Raw genomic sequence first — 25,076 nt, forward strand, 5'->3', positions numbered from 1 at the left:
CTTTTCTTAAAAATTATATTTTTTTAACAATCAATTTGTTGCCTTCAACATCTAAAACTCTAATCTTTTGACCAACTTCAATATTTTCATCAGCAATTGCTGACCATTCTTGAGAACGCAATTTGATACGCCCGATGCCATTAGACATGATTGAAGATGTCACAATACCTTCTTGGCCAATAACTGAATCAACATTGGTTTTAATCTCATTAACTTTAAAGTATTTGATAACAACTGGTCTGGTAAACAGTAGTAATACAGCAGTAACTAGTATAAATGATACAACTTGTATTGCAGGATTCACTTCAAATAGTGAAAGTACAAAACTAGGAATTGCACCAAGTGAAAACCAGATACTTACCAAGTCCGCAGTCGCAAATTCAAATGCTAATGCAACTACAAAAACACCTAACCAAAGCCAAATAAACCATTCCATATTAGACCTCCTCTTTCAAATCCATGATCAGGATCTGTTCTTTCTCATTCCAATTTGCTTTAAATTTTTTTGTTTCATTTTCTAAATCTATATGTGCCATTGAAATGATTTCTTCCATAAATGCTTTATTGGTTACACGACTATAAGATGATTTGACAGTAATTCTATATTTACTGCTATCAGATACATCATGTCTTAGTGCGTGTTCCTTATTTAAAGGTTTTATGAAAACTGTTTTCTTATCTTTATTATAACCTAACATTACACTATACGCATTTTCAAAGAAAGTTGTAGCAGGCTTATTCAATGTAAGATTGCCCTTTGCTAGTGTCACAATACAATCTTTCGGTCTTTCATTAAACCAAGTAATTTCCATAAGATATCACTCCTTTATGCATACATTATACAATAAAATTATTTAAAATACAACAAAATTACATTTAATTATTTAAAATTAAGTTCCTCGATTAAAAATCCATATGTTTTTGCATAGTCAATAGTCTCTGATAAAATTTCTTCTATATCCATTTCTGCTTCTAAAGCTTCTTTAATATATGTGTGAATTGTATCATTAGAGTCTAATGAAGCATAAACGTAAGTTTTTGGATCAGTTATTGTCATATTGTAACTTATTTCAATGGTTTTATTTATATCTTCATTTTCAATTATTGTTAATTTCTTTTTTATATGTTGTTTCTTAAGACTTACAGTTTGTATATTACGATCAAGAAGTGGAACAACAAAATAGATGCCTGGTTGATCAAGTAATTTATGAAAACTACCTAATCTTTCTATGATCATAACCTCATCTTGTCTAACGATTTTTATGTTAGGTAACATGAGTAGAATAATCAATCCTAAAAATAGTAAAATAATTGTTAATATATCTGGCATATGCCCACGTCCTTTATTTTTGTTTTATAGTTGTTTTTATGAAATATATATGATAATATTTAGATGGTCACTACGGGGAGCTTAAATGCTGAGAGGACGAGTCATCGTCGACCCGAATAACCTGATCTGGATCATACCAGCGGAGGGATAGTCGTTAAACGAATCAATCGAACTATCATTTTCTTTGGAATATCCATAGAAATTTTTTTATTTTCTAAGGAGGAAAAGAAATGAATCAAAAATCAGAAACAAGGAAAATGATTGCTACTATAAATTTATTAGCAATTGCAATCATTTTAGATGTATTAATCAATGCTATTCCGGTATTGAATTTGAGTATGCCTTTTGGAGGCAAATTCTTTGGAATATCTATGTTGCCAATCGTTATGATTGGGCTCATGTTTGGGTTAAAATATGGATTAATTTCAGGTTTTATTTATGCAATGTATAATTTTGGAATCGATTATATCATTTATATCGAAGCTTTAAAATCTACATTAGAAGCATGGACTGGGGAATCTTGGGGAGCATTTAAAATATTTATGCTTATCCTTTTTGATTACATCATTCCATTTATGGCATTTGGATTATCTGGTCTATTTAAAGAAGGATTTAAAACAAAAGCTAAATTTATTTATGCTTTTGTGACTGTAAGTATTGTTCGTTTGATTTCTTCGACAATAAGTGGTGTTATCCTCTGGTCTAGCAGTATAACTTATGCTGTTGATCAAGTAGAACAAGGAGAAGCAAATCAAAATATTGCAACTCAACTATTTTCATTTGTTGGAAATAAGATTTGGTTATATTCTTTAGGCTATAATTTAATATATATAGTCTCAACACTCATTGTTACATTGATTATAGGTCTTTTATCATTTAAGAGATTGCAAGCAATTACACAAGATTATGCTATTTAGCAAAATAATGTTGTTCAATAACTTTTAAATAATCTAATCTAGGTATATATCCAAAAGATATAGGATAAGCAGAATCTTTAAATGTTTGATAAGGGATGGATTTTCGTCCCTTTTTTTCATCATTTTGCAAATCCCAATATTTAAATAATATTGCTGAAGGTAAAATATAATATTCATTAAATTGTTTGAAATGAACAATTAAAAAAGCAATGCCTCCATGAGATGCAACTTGTTTTAAATGCTCAATTTGATGCAAGTGAATGTTCTTTAAAGGCATAGATGTCTTTGAATTTGTTTCTTTAGCATCAAAATCGATGTATCTGCCTTTATAAATACCGTTAAAATCTGTTGTTGAAGGTGTTTTATAATAAGCTTCAACAATTTTTGCTTTATTTCTGGCAGGATAACTCACACCTACAACTTGTATCGGTGTTGGTTTTTTATGAATAACCGCAATATCATTTATTAAATAATATTGATTTGTAGTTTCAATATCATTTTCTAGAGTCATCCCAAGATTGGCACGATTATTTGTCTTATTTTGTGTTTTTCTTTTTATTGGATAATTGATCATATGTTTTCACCTATCTTAATCTTATCACATAAGAAGTAAAAATCGTTGTTATATGTAAAAAAAATGGTATAATAAAAACAGTTAAAAAACGTTACGAAACACCATATGTTTTTAATAAAGGAAGTGTTATTTTGAGTCAAATTAGATTTTTCGCATTGGGTGGACTAGGTGAAAACGGGAAAAACATGTATGTTATAGATGTTGATCGCGATTTATATATCCTTGATGCAGGTATTAAATATCCAAGTTCGGAATTATATGGAGTAGATGAAATCATTCCTGATTATAAGGTTTTATTACGCGCTAAAAACAGAATTAAAGGTATCTTTTTGTCACATGCACATGAGGATCATATTAGTGCACTACCTCATATACTTAAAGATTTAAATGTTCCAGTATACGCTACAAATTTTACAATGCAAATTGTTAAAGATTTACTAAAAGAAGCTGAATTTAATCTTGAAGAACTTACATTAAATACAATTAGCCAAAATAGTATCATTAAATTTGGGAATGTTCGTGTATCTTTTTTTAATACAACACATTCAATTCCTGAATCTGTTGGTATTGCGATTCATACAGTAGATGGTGTCATTGTCTATACATCTGATTTTACATTTGATCAAAGCGGTCATTTAAAATATCAAACAGATTTTAGAAAAATTAATGAACTTGCTGAAAAGCATGTTTTACTGTTGTTAAGCGAATCATTAGGATCTACACTTGTGCTTAATGGTGGTGTGAATCAAAGCTTAGATCATAAATTAAATAGTATTTACGCAAATGCTGAAGGACGTATTATCGTATCCTTGTTTTCATCAGATTTAAAGAAAATCCAAAGAGTTGTTGATATGAGTTTACAACATCATAAAAAGATAGCAATTATTGGTAGAAGAGCGCAAAGAATTGTTGATATCGCGATTGCTGATGGATATTTAGATATTCCTAAAACAAGTTTAATTAATCTTAAATTTATTGATGATAAAAATAAAAATGATGACCCAAATATCGTAGCATTAGTTACGGGTAATCGTCATGAACCATTCTTTATGTTACAAAGAATGTGTAAAAAAGCTGATCGATTGATTCATATTACTGAACAAGATACAGTCGTGTTAATGACTCCACCTGTACCAGGTACTGAAAAAATGGCAGCAAGAACACTAGATGTACTATATAGAAGTGATGCGATTGTTGAAAATATTGATAAAAGATTATTAACATCGGCGCATGCGACTGGTGAAGAATTAAAAATGATGATTAATTTATTAAAACCTAAATATATCATTCCAACCATTGGGGAATATAGACACCAATATGGATTAAAAAAATTAGCAGAAGAAATCGGATATGATTCTGATCACGTCTTTATCTTAGATAACGGTGATGTTTTAAATATTAAGGATAAAGATTTATTTATATCTAGAAATGAAATCAGCGTTGGAGAAATCTTAATTGACGGAACTGCTGTTGGTGATGTTAATGACTATGTGATGAAAGATAGAGAATTACTAGCTGAAGATGGTGCGTTATTAATCGTTGCTCATGTTTCACCTAAGTATAAAAAGATCTTAGGTGATGTAGAAATCGTGACTAAAGGCTTTGTTTATGTTCAAGAATCAGAAGAAATACTAAATAATATTAAACAATTATTTTATAAAGCCAGTGAAAAACATTTAAAAGGTAAATATATCAATTGGAATGAATATAAAAGAGATGTAAGAAATGAAATCAATAGATATATCTATCAAGAAATAAAAAGAAGACCGATTACTATACCAGTGATTATATCAACTGAAATTTAGGAGGATATGATGAAAATCTATACAAAGCGTGGAGATTTTGGACAAACAGATTTATTAAGAAGACGAGTTAAGAAAAATGATTTATACATCGAAGTTAATGGACAATTAGATGAAGTGATGGCAACACTTTTAGTTGCTAAACAGCATGTAAAAGACATAGAGATATTATCTGATTTAGATAAAATCCATCAAGTTATTTTTCAAATGGCTTTTGAGATTGCTTTAGATGATGAGAATGATTTTAAAGTATTTGATGAGAATGTATCTTGGTTAGAACATCGTATTGATCAAATGGATGAAACTTTAGAAAAACTGACTAAATTTATTCAATTAGATCAAAGTATGGCTGCAGCTTGGTTAAATATGGCTCGTGTTAAAACAAGAACTGCTGAACGTGCACTCATTGAATTAAATGATCATAAAACGCTAAATGAACAGAGCTTAAAATTTATGAATAGACTCTCAGATTATTTGTTTACAGCAGGTAGAATATTTAACTAACAATAAGATAAGTATACTTATCTTATTTTTTTGATTTACAATGTAAGCGGTTTCGTGTTATCATAGTCTTGATGAAAGAAGGTATATATATGGAATTTATAAAAGTCGTTATTTGGGGATTTGGGGCTATGGGACAAGGCATGGCAGATATGTTAATTTCTAAAAAAGGTGTAAACATTGTAGGTGTTTGTGATATTAACAAAAATATCGTTAATAAAAAACTTTCTACGGTTATGCATACTAAATTAGAAAATGATGTTTTGATATCAAGTGATATTGATGAAATCCTAAAATCTAGTAAACCTGATGTAGTTTTACTATGTACAGATAGTTTTGTAAAAGGTGCTTTTCCTAAAATTAAAAAAATAGTAGAACAAAACATCAATGTTATTACAACAGCTGAAGAAATGACTTTTCCATTTGAAAGTCATCCAGAATTATCTAAAGATATGGATGATTTGGCAAAAAAACATAAAGTTACAATTTTAGGCAGTGGCATCAATCCAGGATTTGTTATGGACTTACTTGTCTTGCAATTAACTGGTGCAATGAAAGATGTATCACATATTGATGTTAAAAGAGTGAATAGCCTATCTCCTTTTGGACCTGCAGTGATGGAAGAACAAGGTGTTGGTGATACACTTGATCAATATCATGAGAGAATCAAAAACAATAATCTAGCAGGACATGTAGGATTTAATCAAAGTGTTCATATGATTTTTAAAGGGCTTGGTTTAAAAGCTACTAAATTTGAACAACAAATGGAACCTATTATTTCTAATGTTGATAGAAAATCTAAATATGCAAGTGCTAAAAAAGGCACATTAGCTGGTATTAATATGACTGCACAAGGATATCTTGGGAAAGACTTATTTTTAAACATGGACCATCCTCAACAAATCGAACCACAATTAGAAGGTGTACATACTGGAGATTATATTGATATTTTAGGGTGTCCAGATATTCATATGGCTATTACACCAGAAATTGATGGTGGTATTGGAACGATTGCGATTTGTGTCAATATGATTCCACATGTGATTAACGCAAGAGCGGGACTTAAAACAATGATAGATCTACCTATCCCAAGAGCAATCTTAGGCGATATGAGAGATATGATTGATATAGACGAATAGATTATCTTAATTTAGAAAGAAGGTAAATTGATGATAAAAAAAGGCACATATGTATATATTAAAAAAATAGTTTTAAAATCAAGTGAGAGATCTTCACATATACCTTTTGATACTTTAGATAAAGACTTTGTGATGAAAGTTAAAGGATATTTGATGAATGATGCATTCATTGGAGATAACGTAGATATTCTAACTGAAACAAAAAGAAGAGTTAGCGGTATTTTAATTGAAGCAAATCCAACATATACGCATTCATTTGGAGATTATCTTGATGAAGTTAAAACTATGAAAGATATTATCCTAACAGAAATGGAGGATACCCTTCATGACTAAATATGAAAAAATGATGACTAAAAAACAAGAGATTATGAAAGATTCTCTAAATCTTGATTATGAAAAATTTGAACTTGAAGGTATCGCTTTTGATTATGAAAAAATGATGAATGATGCAGGTTATGATTTTGAAGCTGTTAAAAAAATTCAAGAGGATAATCATGTAGGCGACACACCATTAGTTGAATTAAAACAAATAACTAAATATGCAAGAAAGTTTGCAAAAAAAGGATATGGTGCAAGAATATTTTTAAAAGATGAAGCACTTAATCTAAGTGGTTCCTTTAAAGCAAGAAGAGCAGTTATCAGTGTATATCACGCTAAAAAAATGGGATATAAAGGTGTTGTAGCTGCAACAAGTGGCAATTATGGTGCAGCTGTAGCTGCAATGGCTGCAAGACTTAATTTAAAGTGTATCATTGTTCAAGAAGTTTTTGATTCTAAAGATATCAGTCAACCAGAAATCATAGAAAAAGCAAGACGCTGTGAAGCATATGGTGCTGAAGTGATTCAATTATCTGTTGGACCAGAATTGTTCTATGAATTTTTAAACATACTTGATCAAACCAAATATTTCAATGCGTCTCTTTATTCACCATATGGGATTAAAGGCATTGAAACTTTAGGCTATGAAATAGCTGATGAAGTCCTTAAAAAAGAAAAACGATATCCTGATGCGGTTGTTATAACAAATGCTGGTGGAGGTAATTTAACTGGTACTGCAAGAGGATTAAGATATCATGGTGCTAAAGATACTAAGATTATTGCAGCAAGTGTTGACTTATCAGGTTTACATATGGCTAGCGATCATGACTTTAATTTAAAATCATTTACCACAGGGCATACAGGATTTGGAATTCCGTTTTCAACTTTTCCTGATCGCTCTGACGTGCCAAGAAGTGCTGCAAGACCATTAAGATATATGGATCAATATGTTTTAATGACCCAGGGGGCGGTGTTTTTTATTACAGAAGCTTTATCCTTACTTGAAGGTATGGAAAGAGGCCCTGCAGGAAATATTAGTTTAGCTGCAGCATTTTCATTGGCGCAAACTATGAAAGAAGATGAAATTATTGTTGTACAAGAAAGTGAGTATACAGGTGCTGGAAAGCATTTTAATAGTCAAATTTCTTTTGCGAAAAAACAAGGCATCATTTTAGAGTTTGGTTCTTGTGAAAAAGAGGTTGCTGGAAAAAATTTAGTTTTTCCTAAATCAGGAAAAGATGTCATACATAAAGAACTGAATTTAATGGATTTAAAGAAATCATACTTGAAACACTATAAAGATAAAATTTTATCTAAACAAGAGTATGCATATCTTAAAGAAGAATTAAATCTAAACATAGATAAAATCATAAAAATGATGGAGGAAATCAATGAAAGCTAGAAAAGATGATTATGAGAAAAGAAGTCTTCATTTGCAAGATAAAACAGATCAAGAATTAAAAACATATTTTTATGAACTTTTAGATCAAATGATGGATCCAATTCTAGATTTAGCTTATACACATACTTCACCTTCTATTGAACGAAGTGTATTATTAAGAATGGGTTTTTCTTCAATTGAAGCCAAAGCTTTAGTTGATATGATTTTAGAACAAAATTTAATTTCTCATGGCGCAGGTCATGTCATTTTAAAATATGCTAAACTTAATGATCTTGATATTAGAGATGCCGGTTTAAAACTTTTAGAATCTAATGATTTTAAAGCAGTTAAGGAGGCATTCAAATGATAAAACCAAATGAAAAACTAGATATTAGACATATTTTAGATGATCTTGAAAATTATAGACCTAAGCGAAAAGGTTGGGTATGGAGAACTAAAAATCCTCAAGATATTGGAGATTTCCATTATGTTGATATTTCTGATTCACTTAAAAATTATGTTTCACTACCAAGTGCAAGATATTTAAATCATATCGATCCTCAACCAGATGCAACTATTACTACAGAGATTGCATCAGGACGTTTTGAAGATGATATTAGAAGAATGCGTATGGCAGCTTATCATGGTGCAGATCATATCATGGTGATTAGAACTGCAGGACAATCTCATATGGATGGTTTGCTAGAAGGTACACCTCAAGGTGTAGGTGGCGTGCCTATCACTAGAAAACAAGTAAGAGCTCAACGAAAAGCACTTGATATTATAGAAGATGAAGTAGGAAGACCTATTAATTATCATTCTTATGTATCAGGAGTTGCTGGGCCGGAAATTGCAGTTATGTTTACTGAAGAAGGCGTCAACGGAGCGCATCAAGATCCTCAATATAATGTTTTGTATAGAAATATCAATATGATAAGAAGTTTTGTTGATGCTGCTGAATCTAAACGTATTATGGCATTTGGCGGACTTGCACAAATTGATGGTGCACATAACGCAAATGCAACTGCAAGAGATGCATGGAAAGTCATGCCAGAGCTTTTAGTTCAACATGGCATCAATTCTAGATTTAGTGAAAAAGTAGGTATTAGACCTGATTTGATTTGTCTATCAACAGTTCCACCTGCTGCACCACCAAGTCCAGATATCAAAGTAAATCTTCCTTATGCACTAGCACTTCGTGAGTTTTTTAGTGCTTATAAAATGAGAGCACAAATGAATACCAAATACATGGATTCATCTACTAGAGAAGCAACCGTAACTCATGTCTTAAATTTATTAATATCTAAATTAACATCTGCTGATATCCAATCAACCATAACACCTGATGAAGGTCGTAATGTGCCTTGGCATATGTTTAACATTGAAGCACTTGATACGGCTAAACAAGCAATGGTAGGCATGGATGATTTAATGAGTATGCTTGAATTTAAAAAAGATAGTGATTTATTTAAAACAAAAAGAGAACTTCAAATACGATCTATTTTAATGATGGAAGAAATGATTGAAATAGGTGGATATTTTCAGGCTGTTGAAAATGGCATGTTTGTAGATAGTGGATTATATCCTGAGCGTATGGATGATGGTATCAGTAGAAAAATAGATGGTGGCATCGGAAGTGATACAACCTATAAGAGAGCTAAAGATTATCTAGCTCCAGTTTCTGCGCATTATGGATATAATAATGTATCTCAATATGACTCAAAACTAGTCGATCATCCAGAAAAATTAATTGGTGGAGATACATTTGAACAACCTGATAAAATCCAATATATCGATGAACTTGATCCAGAAGATAATGTCAATAATAGATTAGATGAAAGTGAAGCTTATAGAAACAAAAATTTATTAAAACCTGAAGTTCAATGGCTTGCTGATGGTGTTGTTACTGTTGATTTATTTTTTCCAACAGAAAAGATTATTGCAGAAGCGGCAGCACTAGAGTTAGGTAAACGTATGAATTTATCTTCAGTTGAAGTGATTCACTCTGAAGTGATGCATCCAAGTGAAGGCACACGTATACAAATTAAAGGTGTTGTAGATTTTGATATTGACATGACAAAATTAAAAATCATTAAAAAAGAAGAAAACCTTCCAGCAGATGATATCTTAGCCTATGCTAAAAAGCATCATATAAAAGTTATAGCTGGTACAGGTGGTAGTGATGAACATAGTGTTGGTATGAGAGAAATACTTGATATCAAACATGGTGGTATCGAAAAATATGGATTAAAATATACATATCTAGGAACATCAGTACCTATAGAAAAATTTATTGATGCAGCTATTGAAGAAGATGCAAGTGTTGTGATGATTTCTTTAATTATTTCTCATGATGATATTCATTATAAGAATATGAAAAAACTAAATGATTATGCTATTGAAAAAGGTGTAAGAGATAAACTGATCTTATTAGCTGGTGGCACACAAGTGACCCCAGAGATTGCTAAAGATAGCGGAATGGACCAAGGCTTCAGTCGAGGAACTAAAGGCATTGATGTGGCTTCATTTGTCGTTAAAAAACATAAGGAAATTTATGGAAATTGATGTATTAGTCGCAGAAATTGGATCAACTACAACTATAGTTAATGCATTTAACCTTTTTGGTGTGCCTTTAGAGTTCATTGGTAGAGGTATATCTAGAACAACAGTTGAATCAGATGTAACTATCGGTCTAAATGATGCGATTAAAGATTTAAAAAACAATTTAAACATAGATAAACTTACCTATAAAGAAATGCATGCAACATCAAGTGCAGCGGGTGGCTTAAAAATTACAGTTCATGGTCTTGTCTATGACATGACAGCAAAAGCTGCAAAAGAAGCTGCTTTAAATGCTGGAGCAAACATTCATTTAATCACCGCAAATCTTATCGATGATGATCATATGGATCAAATAAAAAAAGTTAAACCAAACATTATCATCATAGCTGGTGGTACCAATTATGGTGAAAAAGAAGTAAGTTTTCAAAATCTTTTAAAAGTTAAAGATTTAAATATACCTATCATTTATAGTGGTAACATAGCAAACCACAATCGAATTAAAGATTTAGATATTAAAGATTTAACCATAGTTGAAAATGTTTATCCAAGAGTTGATGATTTTAATATACTTCCTTTAAGAGCTGCTATTTATGAAACATTTGAAAAACATATCATCAAAGCCAAAGGCATGAATAAAATTTATGACATGATCACATCACATATCGTCCCAACCCCTGGAGCTGTTATGGAAACAACACTCATTTTAAATGAATTAAAACCAGGAGTTTTAACCATTGATGTAGGAGGGGCAACAACTGATATTCATTCAGTATGTGAACCAAGAACCATTTATCAAAAATATCATGATGGAGAACCTTTATTTAAAAGAACAGTTGAAGGTGATTTAGGTGTCTATATTAATAGAGAATTAGTCTTTAATCAATCAAATAAAAAAGAGATTTATAATCAACTTAATTTAGATGAAGAAGATATCCTAAAATTATTAAAAAACGAACCCTTTATACCACAAACAAAAGAAGGTAAAATACTTATAGATATGCTTAGTGAAACTTGTGTATCTAAAGCCCTAGACCGCCATGTAGGCGATTTAAGAAGAGTTTATACAACCAACGGTATGAAAGTCATTCCTGATGGAAAAGACTTAAGTGAAGTAAAAAACATCTATCTAACAGGTGGAGCATGTTTGAATCATTTAAGTATAGAAAATAAAATAGGTGAGTATTTAGAAAATCAAGTCCATAAACTCATTCCAAACAAAAATACACCTATTCATAAAGATAGTTTATATATATTTGCCTCCCTTGGAGTCCTATCTTTAAGCTATAAAGAAAAAGTAAAAGCATATCTCAAAGAGACCTATATAAAAGGAGTTGAGTAGATGTATCCAAAAGTGATTATTGATCCTAAAAAATATGCGTTTAATGTTGATTATATTACAAACCTTTGTCATAGACAGCAACTTTCAGTGATGGCAGTGTCTAAGGTGTTTTCTAATGATCCAAAACTTATTGAGGTTCTAGACCGATCTAATGTCTCATATATAGCAGATTCTAAATTAGAAAACCTAATGCATATGAAAACAACTAAAAAGAAAGTATATCTACGCATACCTGCTTTATCAGAAGCTAGTCTAGTTGTAAGATATACGGATATGTCATTAAATTCAGAACTAGTTGTGATTGACAAATTAAATGAAGTTGCAGCAAAAATGAATAAAAGACATCAAATTATATTTATGTATGACTTAGGAGATTTAAGAGAAGGTGTTTATTATAAAGATTTTTCTTTAAAAGATATCAAACATATCTTAAGTTTATCTCATATAGAGTTAAAAGGCATTGGAACAAATTTAACTTGTTATGGTAGTGTTATTCCAACTTTTGAAACTTATGAAAAACTAAAAAATATTAAAGATCAGATAGAATCAAACTTTAAGATTAAATTAGATATCATCTCAGGTGGAAATTCTTCATCTATACCCATGCTTATGAATCAAACTCTTCCACCATATATTAACAACCTTCGCATAGGAGAAGCATTAATATTAGGTAGGGAAACAGCTTATCAAGAAAAAATTGATCATTTATATGAAGATGTCATTACATTGGAAGTTGAAATTCTAGAGATTAAGGATAAACCTTCATTTCCAGAAGGAGAACTAGGCTATGATGCCTTTGGACAAAAGATTGAATATGTTGATAAAGGTATGATGAAAAGAGCTATTTTAGGTATTGGAAGACAAGATGTTAGCTTAAATGATTTATATCCAATCAAAGGCATAACTTTTATTGGTTCAAGCAGTGATCATTTAATTGTTGAAATAGCTGAAGGAAAATACCATATAGGCGATATTCTAACATTTAAATTAAAATATGGTGGTATTTTAAGCCTATTAAATTCTTCATATGTGGAAAAAACATATGTCTAAAATCTATAGACCCACATGGGCAGAGATCAATCTTAACCATATTGAGCATAACTTTAATTATGTAGCTAATCTAAATCCAAATAAACAAATTATACCTGTTGTTAAAGCTGATGCTTATGGACATGGAGCATTAGAAGTTATGAATTTTCTATATCAAAAAGGTATAAACATGTTTGCAGTATCTTTGCTTGAAGAAGCAATCAAATTAAGAAACAACAATAAGAAAATTAAAATTTTAATGCTAGGCCCTATTTTAGAAGATCAATTTAGTGTAGCTCAAAAAAATAAAATTGATATTACATTATATGATACAAATATAGTTCAAACTTTGTTAAAAACTAATCACAAATTAAATGTACATCTTAAAATTGACACGGGTATGAATCGATATGGTATAAAGGATAAGAAAGAAATCCTTGAAATTATTGATCAACTTCAAACTCATAAAACACTTAATCTAGAAGGTGTCTTTACACATTTTGCAACCGCAAATGATGATAAAAAGATATATGATCTTCAAGTTGAAAGATTTAAAGATATTTTAAATGATATTAAAGTAAAACCAAAGATGATACATATATCTAATTCATCTTCAGCGATTAAATATGAAAAATACTATGATTTTACAACACATATAAGATTAGGTATATCTTTATATGGGTTATCACTTGATAAAACAAAAACCAATCTTAAACCAGCAATGTCTTTAAAAAGTAAAGTCGTTCAGATTAAACAATTAAAAGCTGGGGAAGTAGTCGGTTATGGAGCAACTTATACATCGGTAACCAAAGAGAGAATTGCAGTTATTCCTATTGGATATGCTGATGGGTGGATAAGAAAAAACAGACATAACGATGTTCAAATCAACCATAAAAGATATCAAATTATTGGTTTAATTTGTATGGATGCATTATTTGTCAGTATTGATTCTAAAGTACAAATTGGTGATGAAGTTACTTTATTTGGTGACTTGATTTCCATTGATGAAGTTGCAGAAAAACAGCAAACAAATCTTTATGAGGTTTGTACGAATATATCTAAACGAGTTCCAAGAATATATATACAAGGAGAAGAAAAATGAATTTAAAAGGTAAAAGTTTATTAACATTATTAGATTATAAACCTGAAGAAATCCAGTATTTGATTAATCTTGCTAAAAGGCTTAAAGAAGAGAAAATCCAGGGTATACATCATCGTTATCTAGAAGGTAAAAATATTGTATTGCTTTTCCAAAAAGACTCTACAAGAACTAGATGTGCATTTGAAGTAGGTTCAACTGATTTAGGCATGCAAACAACATATTTAGGACCAACTGGATCACAAATGGGTAAAAAAGAAAGTGTTAAAGATACCGCTAGAGTCTTAGGGAAAATGTATGATGCTATTGAATTTCGTGGATATCGTCAATCAGATGTAGAAGCTTTAGCTAAATATTCAGGTGTTCCTGTATATAATGGATTAACTGATGAATTTCATCCAACACAAATTCTAGCAGACTTTCTAACCATACAAGAAAACTTTGGATATTTAAAAGGCATTAAGTTTGCATATTATGGAGATGCTAGAAATAATATGGGTAACTCATTAATGATTGGTTGTGCTAAGATGGGTATGCATTTTAAAGCTGTAGCTCCTAAAGAGTTATGGCCAACTCAAGAGTTAATTGACACTTGTAATCTGATTGCTCAAACAACAGGTGCGACACTAACCTTTGAAGAAGATCCTATGAAAGGTGCTAAAGATAGTGATGTTATTTATACTGATGTTTGGGTATCCATGGGAGAACCTAAAGAAGTCTGGGCAAAGAGAATTGCAGAACTTTATCCATATCAAATTACTAAAAAGATTATGAATCAAGCCTATAAGACTGCAATATTTATGCATTGTCTACCTGCTTTCCATTCACTAGACACTGAAGTTGGAAAACAAGCAGCTCTAGACTTTGGAAAAGATTATCCAAGTTTAGCTAATGGTGAATTAGAAGTAACTGATGAAGTTATAGAATCAAATCAAAGTGTTGTTTTTGAAGAAGCTGGAAATAGAATGCATACAATTAAAGCAGTTATTCTAGCATCACTTACAGATGATTTTTAATCACAAAAGATAAAGAAATAATCAATTAGGAAAACCAAGGTTATCTTGGTTTTCTTTTTTTAAATGATTAAGCGATGAAGATAAGGTTTATTCTTGACAAAGACGTAGTATTCGTGTAAACTTAATCGGGCTATAAAAGCGTATAGATTGATCGCTACTAGCTATTTTTTATGAATATGAGGTATAAACATGATTGCTGTTTCAAAATTAAGTTTAATTTTTCCAGATAAAAAAATATTTACAGATGTAAATCTAAAATTCGTACCAGGAAATTGCTATGGTATTATTGGTGCAAACGGTGCTGGAAAAACAACATTTTTAAAATTATTATCAGGTGAAAAGAAAGCTACATCTGGTGATATTATCATAGATAAAGGTAAAAGACTTGCGACTCTTAATCAAAATCAAAATGCTTTTGATGACTATACAGTTGTAGAAACTGTGATTATGGGATATAAAGAGTTATTTCAAATCATGAAAGATAAAGAAGTCTATTATGAAAAGCTTGATTTAACTGAAAAAGAAGGATATGAATTAGCTGATTTAGAAATTCTTTTTGCAGAACTTGATGGATGGAATGCTGAAGTAGATGCTGAAAAACTACTTAATGGACTTAATGTTCCTATGGAAGATTTTAGTAAAAAAATGAAAGATATCCTACCTAAAAATAAAGTAAAAGTATTACTTGCACAAGCACTTTTTGGAAGCCCTGATATTTTATTATTAGATGAACCTACCAACCATTTAGATTTTGAAGCGATTAATTGGCTAGAAGAATATCTTATCAATTATGAAAATACTGTAATCACAGTATCTCATGATAGACATTTTTTAAATAATGTATGTACACATATGGTTGATATAGATTTTTTTCAAGCTAAAATGTATGCAGGAAATTATGATTTTTGGTTAGAATCATCACAATTGATGCAAAAATTAATGGCTGATAAAAATAAGAAAAAAGAAGAACGTATTGCGGAATTAAAAAGCTTTATTGCTAGATTTAGCGCAAACTTATCTAAATCAAGTCAAGCAACATCACGTAAGAAGTCTTTAGAAAAAATAGAATTAGATGAAATTGTACCATCTTCAAGAAAATATCCATTCATAGGATTTGAAATCGAAAAAATATTAGGAAAAGATGTATTAGAAGTTGAAAATCTAGGATTAACTATTGATGAACAAGTTTTATTTGAAAATGTTTCTTTTATTATCAATCGTGAAGACAAAATAGCATTAATTGGTAAAAATGATTTAGCTAAAACTGCTTTATTAAAAGTTCTAGCTGGAGAATTAGAACCAACTTCTGGAAAACTTAAATGGGGACAAACTGTTAATAAGTCATATTTTCCAGGCGAAAATGAAAAGTTTTTTGTTAATTCTGATTTAAATTTAGTCGAATGGTTAAGACAATACTCAAAAGAACCTGCAGAAACATATATTAGAGGATTTTTAGGACGTATGCTATTTAGTGGAGATCAAGCATTAAAAGAAGTTAAGTTTTTATCTGGTGGAGAAAAAATGCGTTGTATGTTTTCTAAGATGATGCTTTCTCAAAGTAATACTTTAATTATTGATTCACCAACAAACCATCTTGATTTAGAAACTATTCAATCAGTTGATAACGGATTATCAAACTTTAAAGGTGCTTTAATTCTAGTTTCTCATGACCATAGATTGTTACAATCTGTTACGAATAAAGTTGTAGAGATTGGAAATGTTGGATCATATAGCTATGAAGGAACATTTGATTCATATTTGAGTCATGATCAATTAAAAGAACAAAGAAAACAAATATATAAATAAAAAGATGCCTGAATTTCAGGCATCTTTTTTTATCTTTTCTTATGTTTGATTTTATCAATTATTTTCAAGCGATCAGACAATGCTTTTTCATATGAACTTTCATCTTTTGGATGGAAATATGTCTTATCTTTAATTAAATTAGGTAAATAAGATTGATCATTTAATGAATTTTCATCTGAATGTGGATAATGATATATTTCAGGATTCATTTTAATCTTTCTATTGACTGCATGATCAGGTAAAACACCACAATCATTATTTTCTATATCATGTAGCGCTTCATCAATGGCTAAATATCCTGTATTACTCTTAGGAGAAAGTGCCATATCAACAACAATAACACCTAACATAATACGTGCTTCAGGTAGTCCTACTTTAAGCGCTGCTTCAGTTGCAGCTAATACTTTTTGTCCCATCAATGGATTAGCTAAGCCAATATCTTCATAAGCAATCACTAATAATCTTCTAATGATTGATAATAAATCACCTAATATAATAAGTCTTGCTAGATAATGAACTGCCGCATCTACATCAGAACCTCTAATTGATTTTTGAAGTGCACTTAATAAATCATAAAAGTGATCTTCATGATTATCTAAATCAAGTTGTTTTTTACCACTTACTCTTCTAACATGTTGTGCGGTTAAGATATCGTTACCTTCTAAAATAAGAGATGCGCTTTCTAATAGATTTAATGCAGTTCTAATTTCATGATTAGAATATCTTATGATTTCATCAAGAGCTTTTTGATCGATTGTGATATCAACTTCAAGTTCTTGTATGCCATTTAAAACAGCTTTTTTTAAGTCTTCATCTTCAAGCTTCTTAACTTCATATAAATGACATCTAGAACGAATGGCTGGGTTTACACTTTGATAAGGATTTAAAGTGGTTAATCCAATAACTGTAGCCTTACCATTTTCCATAAATGGAAGCAGATAATCTTGAGTGTCTTTTTTCATTCTATGAATTTCATCAATGACGATTAAGATATCTTTATAAACTGTTGTATCTACAATATCTTTTAATTTTTGTTTAGAATCTGTAGAAGCATTAAAAAAATATGTTTCTAGATTTGATTTATTGGCAAAAATGTTCGCAATTGTAGTCTTTCCAGTTCCTGGAGGACCATATAATATAAATGATAAAATTTTAGATTTTTCTAACATCATAGATAAGACACCATCTTGTGAAACAAGATGGTCTTGTCCATAAACGTTTTTGAATTCAGTTGGTCGTATTCTATAAGCTAATGGCTTCATTTAATCACCTAACAACATTATATCATACTTGTAAAATCAAATAGAATAGGTTAAAATATTTAAGTGATACAAAAAAATATAAGAAACAATATGGAGGTTTAATATGAACTTAAGAGATTATATTGCAGAGGTACCTAATTTTCCTAAAAAAGGCATACTATTTAGAGATATAACACCATTGATGTCAGATGGAAAAGCTTATCAATTTGCAGCAGAAGAGTTTACAAAATACGCTAAAGAAAAAAAGGCAACAGTGATTGTTGGACCTGAAGCTAGAGGATTTATTTTTGGATGTCCAGTTGCAACTAATTTAGGCATTGGATTTATTCCAGTTAGAAAACCAGGAAAACTTCCACGAGAAGCTATTTCAGTTTCTTATGACTTAGAATATGGTTCAAATCATTTATGCATGCATAAAGATGCAATTAAACCTGGCGATAGAGTTTTAGTCATTGATGACTTGTTAGCTACAGGTGGCACAATGGAAGCAACAGTCGAACTTGTTGAAAAACTTGGTGGTAATGTTGTAGGACTTGCTTTTCTAATTGAACTTAGCGATTTAAACGGTAGAGATAAACTTCAAAACCATGATATACTTACTTTAATTAAATATTAAAAGAAAGAAGTTTTTATATGACAGATCCTTTATTTGAATCCTTAGTAGAATCTTTCCAATCATATATTCATAACCCAAAAGATATAGAGCTTATTAAAAAAGCTTATTTTTTGTCGAAGGAAAGTCACGAAGGTCAAATGCGTAAGAGTGGGGATCCATATATTACACACCCTGTTGCAGTTGCAAAAATTCTAGCAGAATTAACAGCTGGTCCAGCTACAATCATTGCTGCATTACTTCATGATACTGTTGAAGATACATCAGTAACACTAAAAGATGTTGAAAAAGATTATGGTCCTGAGATAGCAGCATTAGTAGATGGTGTAACTAAAATAGGTAAATTATCTTTTAATATCGTTGCTTCACAAGCAGAAAATCATCAAAAAATGTTATTAGCAATGGCTAAAGATATTAGAGTTATCTTAATAAAGATTGCTGATCGCCTACATAATGTAAGAACACTAAACTCTATGTCTCCTGAAAAGCAATATAAAATAGCCAGTGAAACACTTGATATTTATGCACCACTTGCTCATAGACTTGGGATATTTAGAATAAAAGCTGAACTTGAAGATCGTTCACTAAGATATACTGATCCACCCATGTATTATAGAGTTTCAAATATGATTCAGACTAAAAAGACAGAACGAGAAGCTTCTATAGAACATGTAATAGAACATATCAAAGAATTGTTTGTACATTCTAAATTAAAAGATTATGAAATTAAAGGTAGAATTAAAAATATATTTTCAATTTATAAAAAAATGGTTAGAGATAATAGAGCTTTTGAAGATATTTACGACCTATTAGCTGTTAGAATTATCGTTGATAAAGTTGAAACTTGTTATCAAGCTTTAGGCATTATTCATGCTAATTTTACGCCTATTCCTAGACGATTTAAAGACTATATCGCAGTACCTAAGCCAAATATGTATCAATCCCTTCATACGACTGTCTTATCAGAAGATGGGACGTTATTTGAAGTTCAAATCCGAACAGAAGAAATGGATCATGTTGCAGAATTTGGGGTTGCTGCTCACTGGGCATATAAAGAAAATAAAACATATTCTAGAGAACGTGAGCAATTTGAAATTGCTCAAAAACTTAAATGGTATGGCGAATTAATGAAGATGACCGAAGATTCTGATGAAACTGAAGGTAGTGCTGAAGAGTTTGTTGGAACTGTTAAAGGTGATATTCTTGACGCCAATGTTTATGTGTTTACACCAAAAGGTGCAGTTATAGAATTACCTAAAGGTGCAACACCTATAGATTTTGCTTATCGTATTCATACTGATATTGGTAATAAAATGGTTGGTGCAATTGTTAATAATAGAATTGTGACACTAGATTATGAACTAAATACTGGGGATATTGTAAGTGTTAGAACTAATAAAAATTCATATGGTCCGAGTGAAGATTGGTTAAAAATAGCGAAATCTTCACATGCAAAACATAAAATTAAAGGTTTTTTAAATAAATTAAATAGAGATAATTTAATTCAATTAGGAAAAGAACAACTAGATCGAGAAATGCATGCACAAAAAGTTACACAAACACTTGATGATGCATTTGTTAAAAAATTCTTTGAAAAGAATATGATTTCTGATGTTGAATCACTACATCTTGAAATTGGTAAAGGTATCATAAGTGCTAAAACTGTTGTTTCTAAAGCTTTAGGCAAAGAAGTTGATAAGGAAGAATTCTTACAACGTCAAATGGAAAAAGCTGCAAGACAATTAACAACACATAGTGAAACTGGTGTTGTTATCGAAGGTCTCTCTAGTCCACAAATAAAACTTGCAAATTGTTGTTTGCCTATTCCTGGTGATCAAATTATCGGTTTTGTAAGTAAAACAAGTGGTATTGTTATTCATTCAACATTTTGTCCAAACTGTAATCAATTTGATGAAAATAGATTAATTGAAGCATTCTGGTCATCTGAAATCACAAGAAAATATCCTACAAGAATTAAAATTATAGGAACAACAAAACCAACACTCTTAACTGAAGTCGTTACTGCAGTCAATGCACATTCGATATCGATTGCAGAAGTTAATGCTACGAATGGTTCTAATATGGAAATGGTTATTAAACTAAAAGTCTTAATTAACGATCAAAACACTTTACAATCACTTATGGTTAACTTAAGAAAGATTAGCGATATCTTTCAAGTAGAAAGAGATTTCAAATGAGAGTCATCGTTCAAAGAGTGAAGCAAGCTTCAGTCGAAGTGAAGCATAAAGAGGTTGCATCTATTTCTAAAGGATATTTATTGTATATTGGATTAAGTGATACAGATAACGAAAAGATTGTTGAAAAAGTTGCAACTAAAGTTAAGAATTTAAGAATTTTTGAAGATGAACATCAAAAAATGAATTTAAGTTTAAAACAAGTTAATGGATCTATTTTAGCAGTTTCCCAATTTACATTATATGGTGATACAAAAGGTAATAATAGACCATCTTTCATAAGAGCTGCTAGACCTGAAGTTGCAAAACCATTGTATGAATCATTTATTGCTCACTTAAAAGAAGAATTTGATGTTAAATCAGGCATTTTCCAAGAAGATATGGATATTTTGAGTGTAAATGATGGACCTGTAACGATTATCATTGAAATAGATTGACAATAAGACTATAAAAAAGATAAAATAAGAGTATAAATAAATAGCCTGTGAAAAAGTGTATTTAAGTTATTAAATAGTGACACCTTTGGAGGCATTAGATATGAAAATGAGGGCTAGAAATTATTCTAGAACTAAGGTGGTACCGCGATTATTCGTCCTTAGATTTTTTAAGGACGATTTTTTTTAAATAGATGAGAGGATATTTTGATGAAAAAGAAACCATTTAAACATATGCCTAAAGTATTATTTGGTGAATATATGTTAAGAACACTTAAAACAAAAGATTATCGAGATTTATTTGAATATGGTAAGGATCCAGAGGTTACAAAATTTTTAAATTGGGGACCAATGGTTTTATCAATTGAAGCCAAAAGATCAATTAAAGAAATTTTCTATCCTAGAGTAAAAAATGGACTACCTGTAGGATATGCAATCATAGATATCAATAAAAATAAAATGATAGGTACCGTTGATTTTCATTCAGTCATAAGTGATCAAAACACTGCAGAAATCGGATATGTTATTCATAAAGATTACTGGGGTAAAGGAATTATGACTCAAGCAGTAAAAGAACTTATAAAGCTTGGATTTACTTATCTAAACTATGATAAGATCATCATCAAGCATTTAAGTAAAAATATTGGAAGTCAAAGAGTCATTGAAAAATCAGGATTTAAATATATTAAAAAAGAACCATATACACTTAAAAAAATAAATTCAATTATCGAAGATGATATGTTGATATATGAAATAACCAAGGAGGATTATCATGGCAGCAAACAGAGTTAAGGGTACATATGATGTACTTCCAAGTGAATCTTATAAATGGGTCGCTTTAGAAACTAAGATTAGAGAGATTCTTAGTTTATATAACTTAAAAGAAATTAGAACTCCTATGATGGAGTATTCTAATGTTTTTCATAGAGATTCTGAAGGATCTGACATGGTAACAAAAGAAACATATGATTTTGTTGACAGATCTAATCGAGCATTAACCTTAAGACCAGAAGGTACTGCCGGCGTGATTAGAAGTTATGTAGAAAATAAATTATATGCGTCTCAAGAATTAGAAAAAGTCTATTATATTGGACCTAATTTTAGATATGAAAGACCAGGGAAAGGTAGATATCGCCAATTTTCTCAATTTGGTGTTGAAGCTATCGGAACAGTTGATCCAGCATTAGATGCTGAAATGATTATCCTTGCTTATGATTTTATTAAAAGATTAGGATTAAAAGGTGTTAAGGTAAGAGTTAATACACTTGGAGATCAAGAATCAAGAGATAGATATCAAGAAGCTTTAGTTAAGCACTTCACACCACATATTCATGAGTTATGTGAGGATTGTAAAAATCGTATTGATAAAAATCCTTTGCGTATATTAGACTGTAAAATTGATTATAAACATGAATCAGTCATTAATGCACCAACGCCTCTAGATTTATTAAATGATGCATCACGTGCTTACTTTGATGAAGTCAAGAGTCACTTAGAAATGTGTGGTATAGATTATGTGATCGCACCTAAATTAGTTAGAGGACTTGACTATTATAGTCACACCGTATTTGAAATAGAAGCCGATATAAAAGGCTTTGGAGCTGCTAATGTACTTGGTGGTGGTGGAAGATACCAAAAATTAGTTTCTGAGCTTGGAGGGCCTGATTTAGGCGGTATAGGCTTTGCATTTGGTATGGAAAGATTGTTAATGGCATTAGAGGCTAATCACATTGAACTTAATGAAGATGTTGAAGTTGATTGTTTTGTCATTACTTTTAGTAAAGAGTTAAAAAAAATAGGAACTAAAATTTTATATGATCTTAGACAAGAAAATTTTGTTTCAGATATGAACTATACAGCTAAATCTTTTAAAGGACAACTTAAACAAGCATTAAGATTTAATTCCAAGTATTTAATTATTCTTGGTGATGAAGAATATGCTAGAGGTGTAGTCGGTATTAAAGATACAAAAACTGAAATTCAAGAAGAAATTAAAATAGAAAATATCACTGCATATATAAAGAAAAAGATGGAGAAATAAAATGAAATATACACATAATAATAATGAACTAAATATATCAAATGTTTTACAAGAAGTTTTCTTAAAAGGTTGGGTTCAAAAATCTAGAAACTTAGGTGGACTTATCTTTATCGATTTAAGAGATCGTTTTGGAGTTACACAATTAATGGTTAAACCTGATAATGCTTTTTATGAAGTTGCTTTAAAGATTAGAAGTGAATTTGTCATAGAAGTTAAAGGTATCGTTGTTGAGCGTGAAAGTAAGAACTCAGGCATGTCTACAGGGCAAATAGAAATTGATGTTAAAGAACTAACTGTCTTAAGTGCAGCTGAAACACCTCCAATTACTGTATCTGATGATACAGATGCTTTAGAAGAAACGAGATTAAAATATCGTTATCTTGATTTAAGAAGACCAGTCATGCAAAACTTTTTAATTCAAAGACATAAAATTACTCAATCCATCCGTAGCGTTTTAGTTAAGGAAGGCTTTTATGAGTTAGATACACCTATATTAGGGAAATCAACTCCTGAGGGAGCACGTGACTATTTAGTGCCTTCTAGACTATATGCAGGTCACTTTTATGCACTTCCTCAATCTCCTCAAATCTATAAACAATTATTTATGGTAGCTGGGTTTGAAAAATACTTCCAAATGGCTAAATGCTTTAGAGATGAAGATTTAAGAGCTGATCGTCAACCTGAGTTTACTCAAGTTGATATCGAAGCATCTTTTATCGATGAAGAAGATATACAAGGTTTAATTGAACGTATCATGAAACACACATTTAAAGAAGTATTAGATGTGGATGTGAACATACCATTTTTAAAGATGAGCTATAAAGAAGCAATGGAAAAATATGGTACTGATAAACCAGATATGCGCTATGAATTACTAATTAATGAATATAAAGATGCATTTAAAGCCATTGATATTCCATTGTTTAATGAAAAAGCCTTTGTTAAGGGCATCTTATTAGAAAAAGGTGCAAGTTTAACTAGAAAGCAAATTGATAAATTACAAGATTTAGTTAAAAAGAATCATGGAGATGCACTTGTATTTATTAAAAATCAAGAAGGTGTATATTCAGGAAGTATCAATAAATTTATGAGTCCAGAAAATTATCAATCTTTAAACTTAAAAGATCAAGATATTTTATTTTTAGTTCCTGGGAATGATGAACAAGCATTAAATGCACTTGGAGCTTTAAGAATAGAATTGGCAAAAACTTTTAATTTAATTGATGAAAATGTCTATAAATTCTTATGGGTTACTCAATGGCCATTATTAGAATATGATGAAGATGAAAAACGTTTTTATGCAAAACATCATCCATTTACAGCACCAAGTGATGCAAGTCAATTAAAAACTAATCCAAAAGAAGCGATGGCTAAAGCTTATGACATCGTTTTAAATGGTTATGAAATTGGTGGTGGATCGATTCGTATCCATAATCAAGAAGTACAGAAATTAATGTTTGAAACACTAGGGTTATCAGATCAAGAAGTTAAACATCGTTTTGGATTCTTTGTAGATGCTCTAAAATATGGTACACCACCACATGGAGGTCTAGCTCTAGGACTTGATCGTATTGTTATGCTTATGACGCATACGGCTAATATTAAAGATGTTATCGCGTTTCCTAAGACACAAAGTGCGAAAGATCAAATGATGCAAGCACCAAGTGATGTGGATCAAGTTCAACTTGATGAATTACATTTAAAGATTGGAGAATAAT

Annotated in this window: 24 protein-coding genes and 1 riboswitch; of the genes, 19 read left to right on the forward strand and 5 right to left on the reverse strand. The window is 30.5% G+C overall.

Going from position 1 to position 25,076, the window contains the following annotated elements; genetic code table 11:
- Nucleotides 1-13: 13 nt before the first annotated feature.
- The 3 genes from MPAN_RS04295 to MPAN_RS04305 form a co-directional block, all read right to left on the reverse strand.
- Nucleotides 14-436: an NfeD family protein gene (locus tag MPAN_RS04295; protein ID WP_176239799.1), complete on the reverse strand. Its 423-nt coding sequence runs from the start codon at nucleotides 434-436 to the stop codon at nucleotides 14-16.
- Nucleotide 437: 1 nt separating this feature from the next.
- On the reverse strand, nucleotides 438-812 hold the full coding sequence (locus MPAN_RS04300) for a hypothetical protein (protein ID WP_176239800.1): 375 nt from the start codon (nucleotides 810-812) through the stop codon (nucleotides 438-440).
- Nucleotides 813-880: 68 nt separating this feature from the next.
- A complete protein-coding gene (locus tag MPAN_RS04305) occupies nucleotides 881-1,330 on the reverse strand; it encodes an SPFH domain-containing protein (RefSeq protein ID WP_176239801.1) in 450 nt (149 codons plus the stop codon).
- A gap of 63 nt (nucleotides 1,331-1,393) precedes the next feature.
- Nucleotides 1,394-1,495: riboswitch (TPP riboswitch) on the forward strand.
- 65 nt (nucleotides 1,496-1,560) lie between these two features.
- Between MPAN_RS04305 and MPAN_RS04310 the strand changes: the two genes are divergently transcribed.
- Nucleotides 1,561-2,247, forward strand: a complete 687-nt coding sequence (locus tag MPAN_RS04310) for an energy-coupled thiamine transporter ThiT (protein WP_176239802.1) — start codon at nucleotides 1,561-1,563, stop codon at nucleotides 2,245-2,247.
- Here MPAN_RS04310 and recU read toward each other — a convergent pair.
- The gene (gene recU / locus MPAN_RS04315) at nucleotides 2,240-2,821 is read right to left on the reverse strand and encodes a Holliday junction resolvase RecU (protein WP_176239803.1); all 582 of its coding nucleotides are present in this window, start codon (nucleotides 2,819-2,821) and stop codon (nucleotides 2,240-2,242) included. The two genes, MPAN_RS04310 and recU, sit on opposite strands and share 8 nt — an antisense overlap.
- Before the next feature lie 131 nt (nucleotides 2,822-2,952).
- Here recU and MPAN_RS04320 point away from each other — a divergent pair, with 131 nt between their 5' ends.
- The 12 genes from MPAN_RS04320 to MPAN_RS04375 all read left to right on the forward strand — a co-directional run bounded on the left by MPAN_RS04320 (nucleotide 2,953) and on the right by MPAN_RS04375 (nucleotide 16,813).
- The gene (locus tag MPAN_RS04320) at nucleotides 2,953-4,626 is read left to right on the forward strand and encodes a ribonuclease J (RefSeq protein ID WP_176239804.1); all 1,674 of its coding nucleotides are present in this window, start codon (nucleotides 2,953-2,955) and stop codon (nucleotides 4,624-4,626) included.
- A 9-nt stretch (nucleotides 4,627-4,635) separates the two neighbouring features.
- On the forward strand, nucleotides 4,636-5,127 hold the full coding sequence (locus MPAN_RS04325; RefSeq protein WP_176239805.1) for a cob(I)yrinic acid a,c-diamide adenosyltransferase: 492 nt from the start codon (nucleotides 4,636-4,638) through the stop codon (nucleotides 5,125-5,127).
- 89 nt (nucleotides 5,128-5,216) lie between these two features.
- The gene (gene ord / locus MPAN_RS04330) at nucleotides 5,217-6,263 is read left to right on the forward strand and encodes a 2,4-diaminopentanoate dehydrogenase (protein WP_176239806.1); all 1,047 of its coding nucleotides are present in this window, start codon (nucleotides 5,217-5,219) and stop codon (nucleotides 6,261-6,263) included.
- 30 nt (nucleotides 6,264-6,293) lie between these two features.
- On the forward strand, nucleotides 6,294-6,596 hold the full coding sequence (ortA, locus tag MPAN_RS04335) for a 2-amino-4-oxopentanoate thiolase subunit OrtA (RefSeq protein WP_231756817.1): 303 nt from the start codon (nucleotides 6,294-6,296) through the stop codon (nucleotides 6,594-6,596).
- A complete protein-coding gene (gene ortB / locus MPAN_RS04340) occupies nucleotides 6,589-7,983 on the forward strand; it encodes a 2-amino-4-oxopentanoate thiolase subunit OrtB (protein ID WP_176239808.1) in 1,395 nt (464 codons plus the stop codon). The genes ortA and ortB overlap by 8 nt, the downstream gene beginning before the upstream one ends.
- Nucleotides 7,973-8,329, forward strand: coding sequence for an ornithine aminomutase subunit alpha (locus MPAN_RS04345; protein ID WP_176239809.1), 357 nt, complete (start codon nucleotides 7,973-7,975; stop codon nucleotides 8,327-8,329). The genes ortB and MPAN_RS04345 overlap by 11 nt, the downstream gene beginning before the upstream one ends.
- Nucleotides 8,326-10,527 (forward strand): D-ornithine 4,5-aminomutase subunit OraE, encoded by a 2,202-nt coding sequence (oraE, locus tag MPAN_RS04350; protein ID WP_176239810.1) that lies wholly within the window; start codon nucleotides 8,326-8,328, stop codon nucleotides 10,525-10,527. Before MPAN_RS04345 ends, oraE begins: the two co-directional genes overlap by 4 nt.
- Nucleotides 10,517-11,863: a glutamate mutase L gene (locus MPAN_RS04355; protein ID WP_176239811.1), complete on the forward strand. Its 1,347-nt coding sequence runs from the start codon at nucleotides 10,517-10,519 to the stop codon at nucleotides 11,861-11,863. Before oraE ends, MPAN_RS04355 begins: the two co-directional genes overlap by 11 nt.
- On the forward strand, nucleotides 11,864-12,913 hold the full coding sequence (locus MPAN_RS04360) for an alanine/ornithine racemase family PLP-dependent enzyme (RefSeq protein WP_176239812.1): 1,050 nt from the start codon (nucleotides 11,864-11,866) through the stop codon (nucleotides 12,911-12,913). It begins immediately after the preceding gene.
- Entirely contained in the window at nucleotides 12,906-13,994 is a 1,089-nt protein-coding gene (gene alr, locus MPAN_RS04365) for an alanine racemase (RefSeq protein ID WP_176239813.1), read from the forward strand. The genes MPAN_RS04360 and alr overlap by 8 nt, the downstream gene beginning before the upstream one ends.
- Entirely contained in the window at nucleotides 13,991-15,007 is a 1,017-nt protein-coding gene (argF, locus tag MPAN_RS04370; RefSeq protein ID WP_176239814.1) for an ornithine carbamoyltransferase, read from the forward strand. Before alr ends, argF begins: the two co-directional genes overlap by 4 nt.
- A gap of 189 nt (nucleotides 15,008-15,196) precedes the next feature.
- On the forward strand, nucleotides 15,197-16,813 hold the full coding sequence (locus MPAN_RS04375) for an ABC-F family ATP-binding cassette domain-containing protein (RefSeq protein WP_176239815.1): 1,617 nt from the start codon (nucleotides 15,197-15,199) through the stop codon (nucleotides 16,811-16,813).
- A gap of 29 nt (nucleotides 16,814-16,842) precedes the next feature.
- Here MPAN_RS04375 and MPAN_RS04380 read toward each other — a convergent pair whose 3' ends face one another.
- Nucleotides 16,843-18,075, reverse strand: a complete 1,233-nt coding sequence (locus tag MPAN_RS04380) for a replication-associated recombination protein A (protein ID WP_176239816.1) — start codon at nucleotides 18,073-18,075, stop codon at nucleotides 16,843-16,845.
- A 103-nt stretch (nucleotides 18,076-18,178) separates the two neighbouring features.
- On the opposite strand from MPAN_RS04380, the gene MPAN_RS04385 reads away from it, so the two are divergent.
- The 6 genes from MPAN_RS04385 (at nucleotide 18,179) to aspS (ending at nucleotide 25,075) form a co-directional block, all read left to right on the forward strand.
- Nucleotides 18,179-18,691 (forward strand): adenine phosphoribosyltransferase, encoded by a 513-nt coding sequence (locus tag MPAN_RS04385; protein WP_176239817.1) that lies wholly within the window; start codon nucleotides 18,179-18,181, stop codon nucleotides 18,689-18,691.
- A gap of 17 nt (nucleotides 18,692-18,708) precedes the next feature.
- Nucleotides 18,709-20,886, forward strand: a complete 2,178-nt coding sequence (locus tag MPAN_RS04390; protein ID WP_176239818.1) for a RelA/SpoT family protein — start codon at nucleotides 18,709-18,711, stop codon at nucleotides 20,884-20,886.
- Nucleotides 20,883-21,320: a D-aminoacyl-tRNA deacylase gene (dtd, locus tag MPAN_RS04395; RefSeq protein WP_176239819.1), complete on the forward strand. Its 438-nt coding sequence runs from the start codon at nucleotides 20,883-20,885 to the stop codon at nucleotides 21,318-21,320. Before MPAN_RS04390 ends, dtd begins: the two co-directional genes overlap by 4 nt.
- A gap of 207 nt (nucleotides 21,321-21,527) precedes the next feature.
- On the forward strand, nucleotides 21,528-22,109 hold the full coding sequence (locus MPAN_RS04400; protein ID WP_176239820.1) for a GNAT family N-acetyltransferase: 582 nt from the start codon (nucleotides 21,528-21,530) through the stop codon (nucleotides 22,107-22,109).
- Nucleotides 22,090-23,358: a histidine--tRNA ligase gene (gene hisS, locus MPAN_RS04405; protein ID WP_176239821.1), complete on the forward strand. Its 1,269-nt coding sequence runs from the start codon at nucleotides 22,090-22,092 to the stop codon at nucleotides 23,356-23,358. Before MPAN_RS04400 ends, hisS begins: the two co-directional genes overlap by 20 nt.
- 1 nt (nucleotide 23,359) lies before the next feature.
- A complete protein-coding gene (gene aspS / locus MPAN_RS04410; RefSeq protein WP_176239822.1) occupies nucleotides 23,360-25,075 on the forward strand; it encodes an aspartate--tRNA ligase in 1,716 nt (571 codons plus the stop codon).
- Nucleotide 25,076: the final 1 nt, after the last annotated feature.

Source organism: Mariniplasma anaerobium (genome assembly GCF_016865445.1).
Classification (GTDB): Bacteria; Bacillota_I; Bacilli_A; order Acholeplasmatales; family Acholeplasmataceae; genus Mariniplasma; species Mariniplasma anaerobium.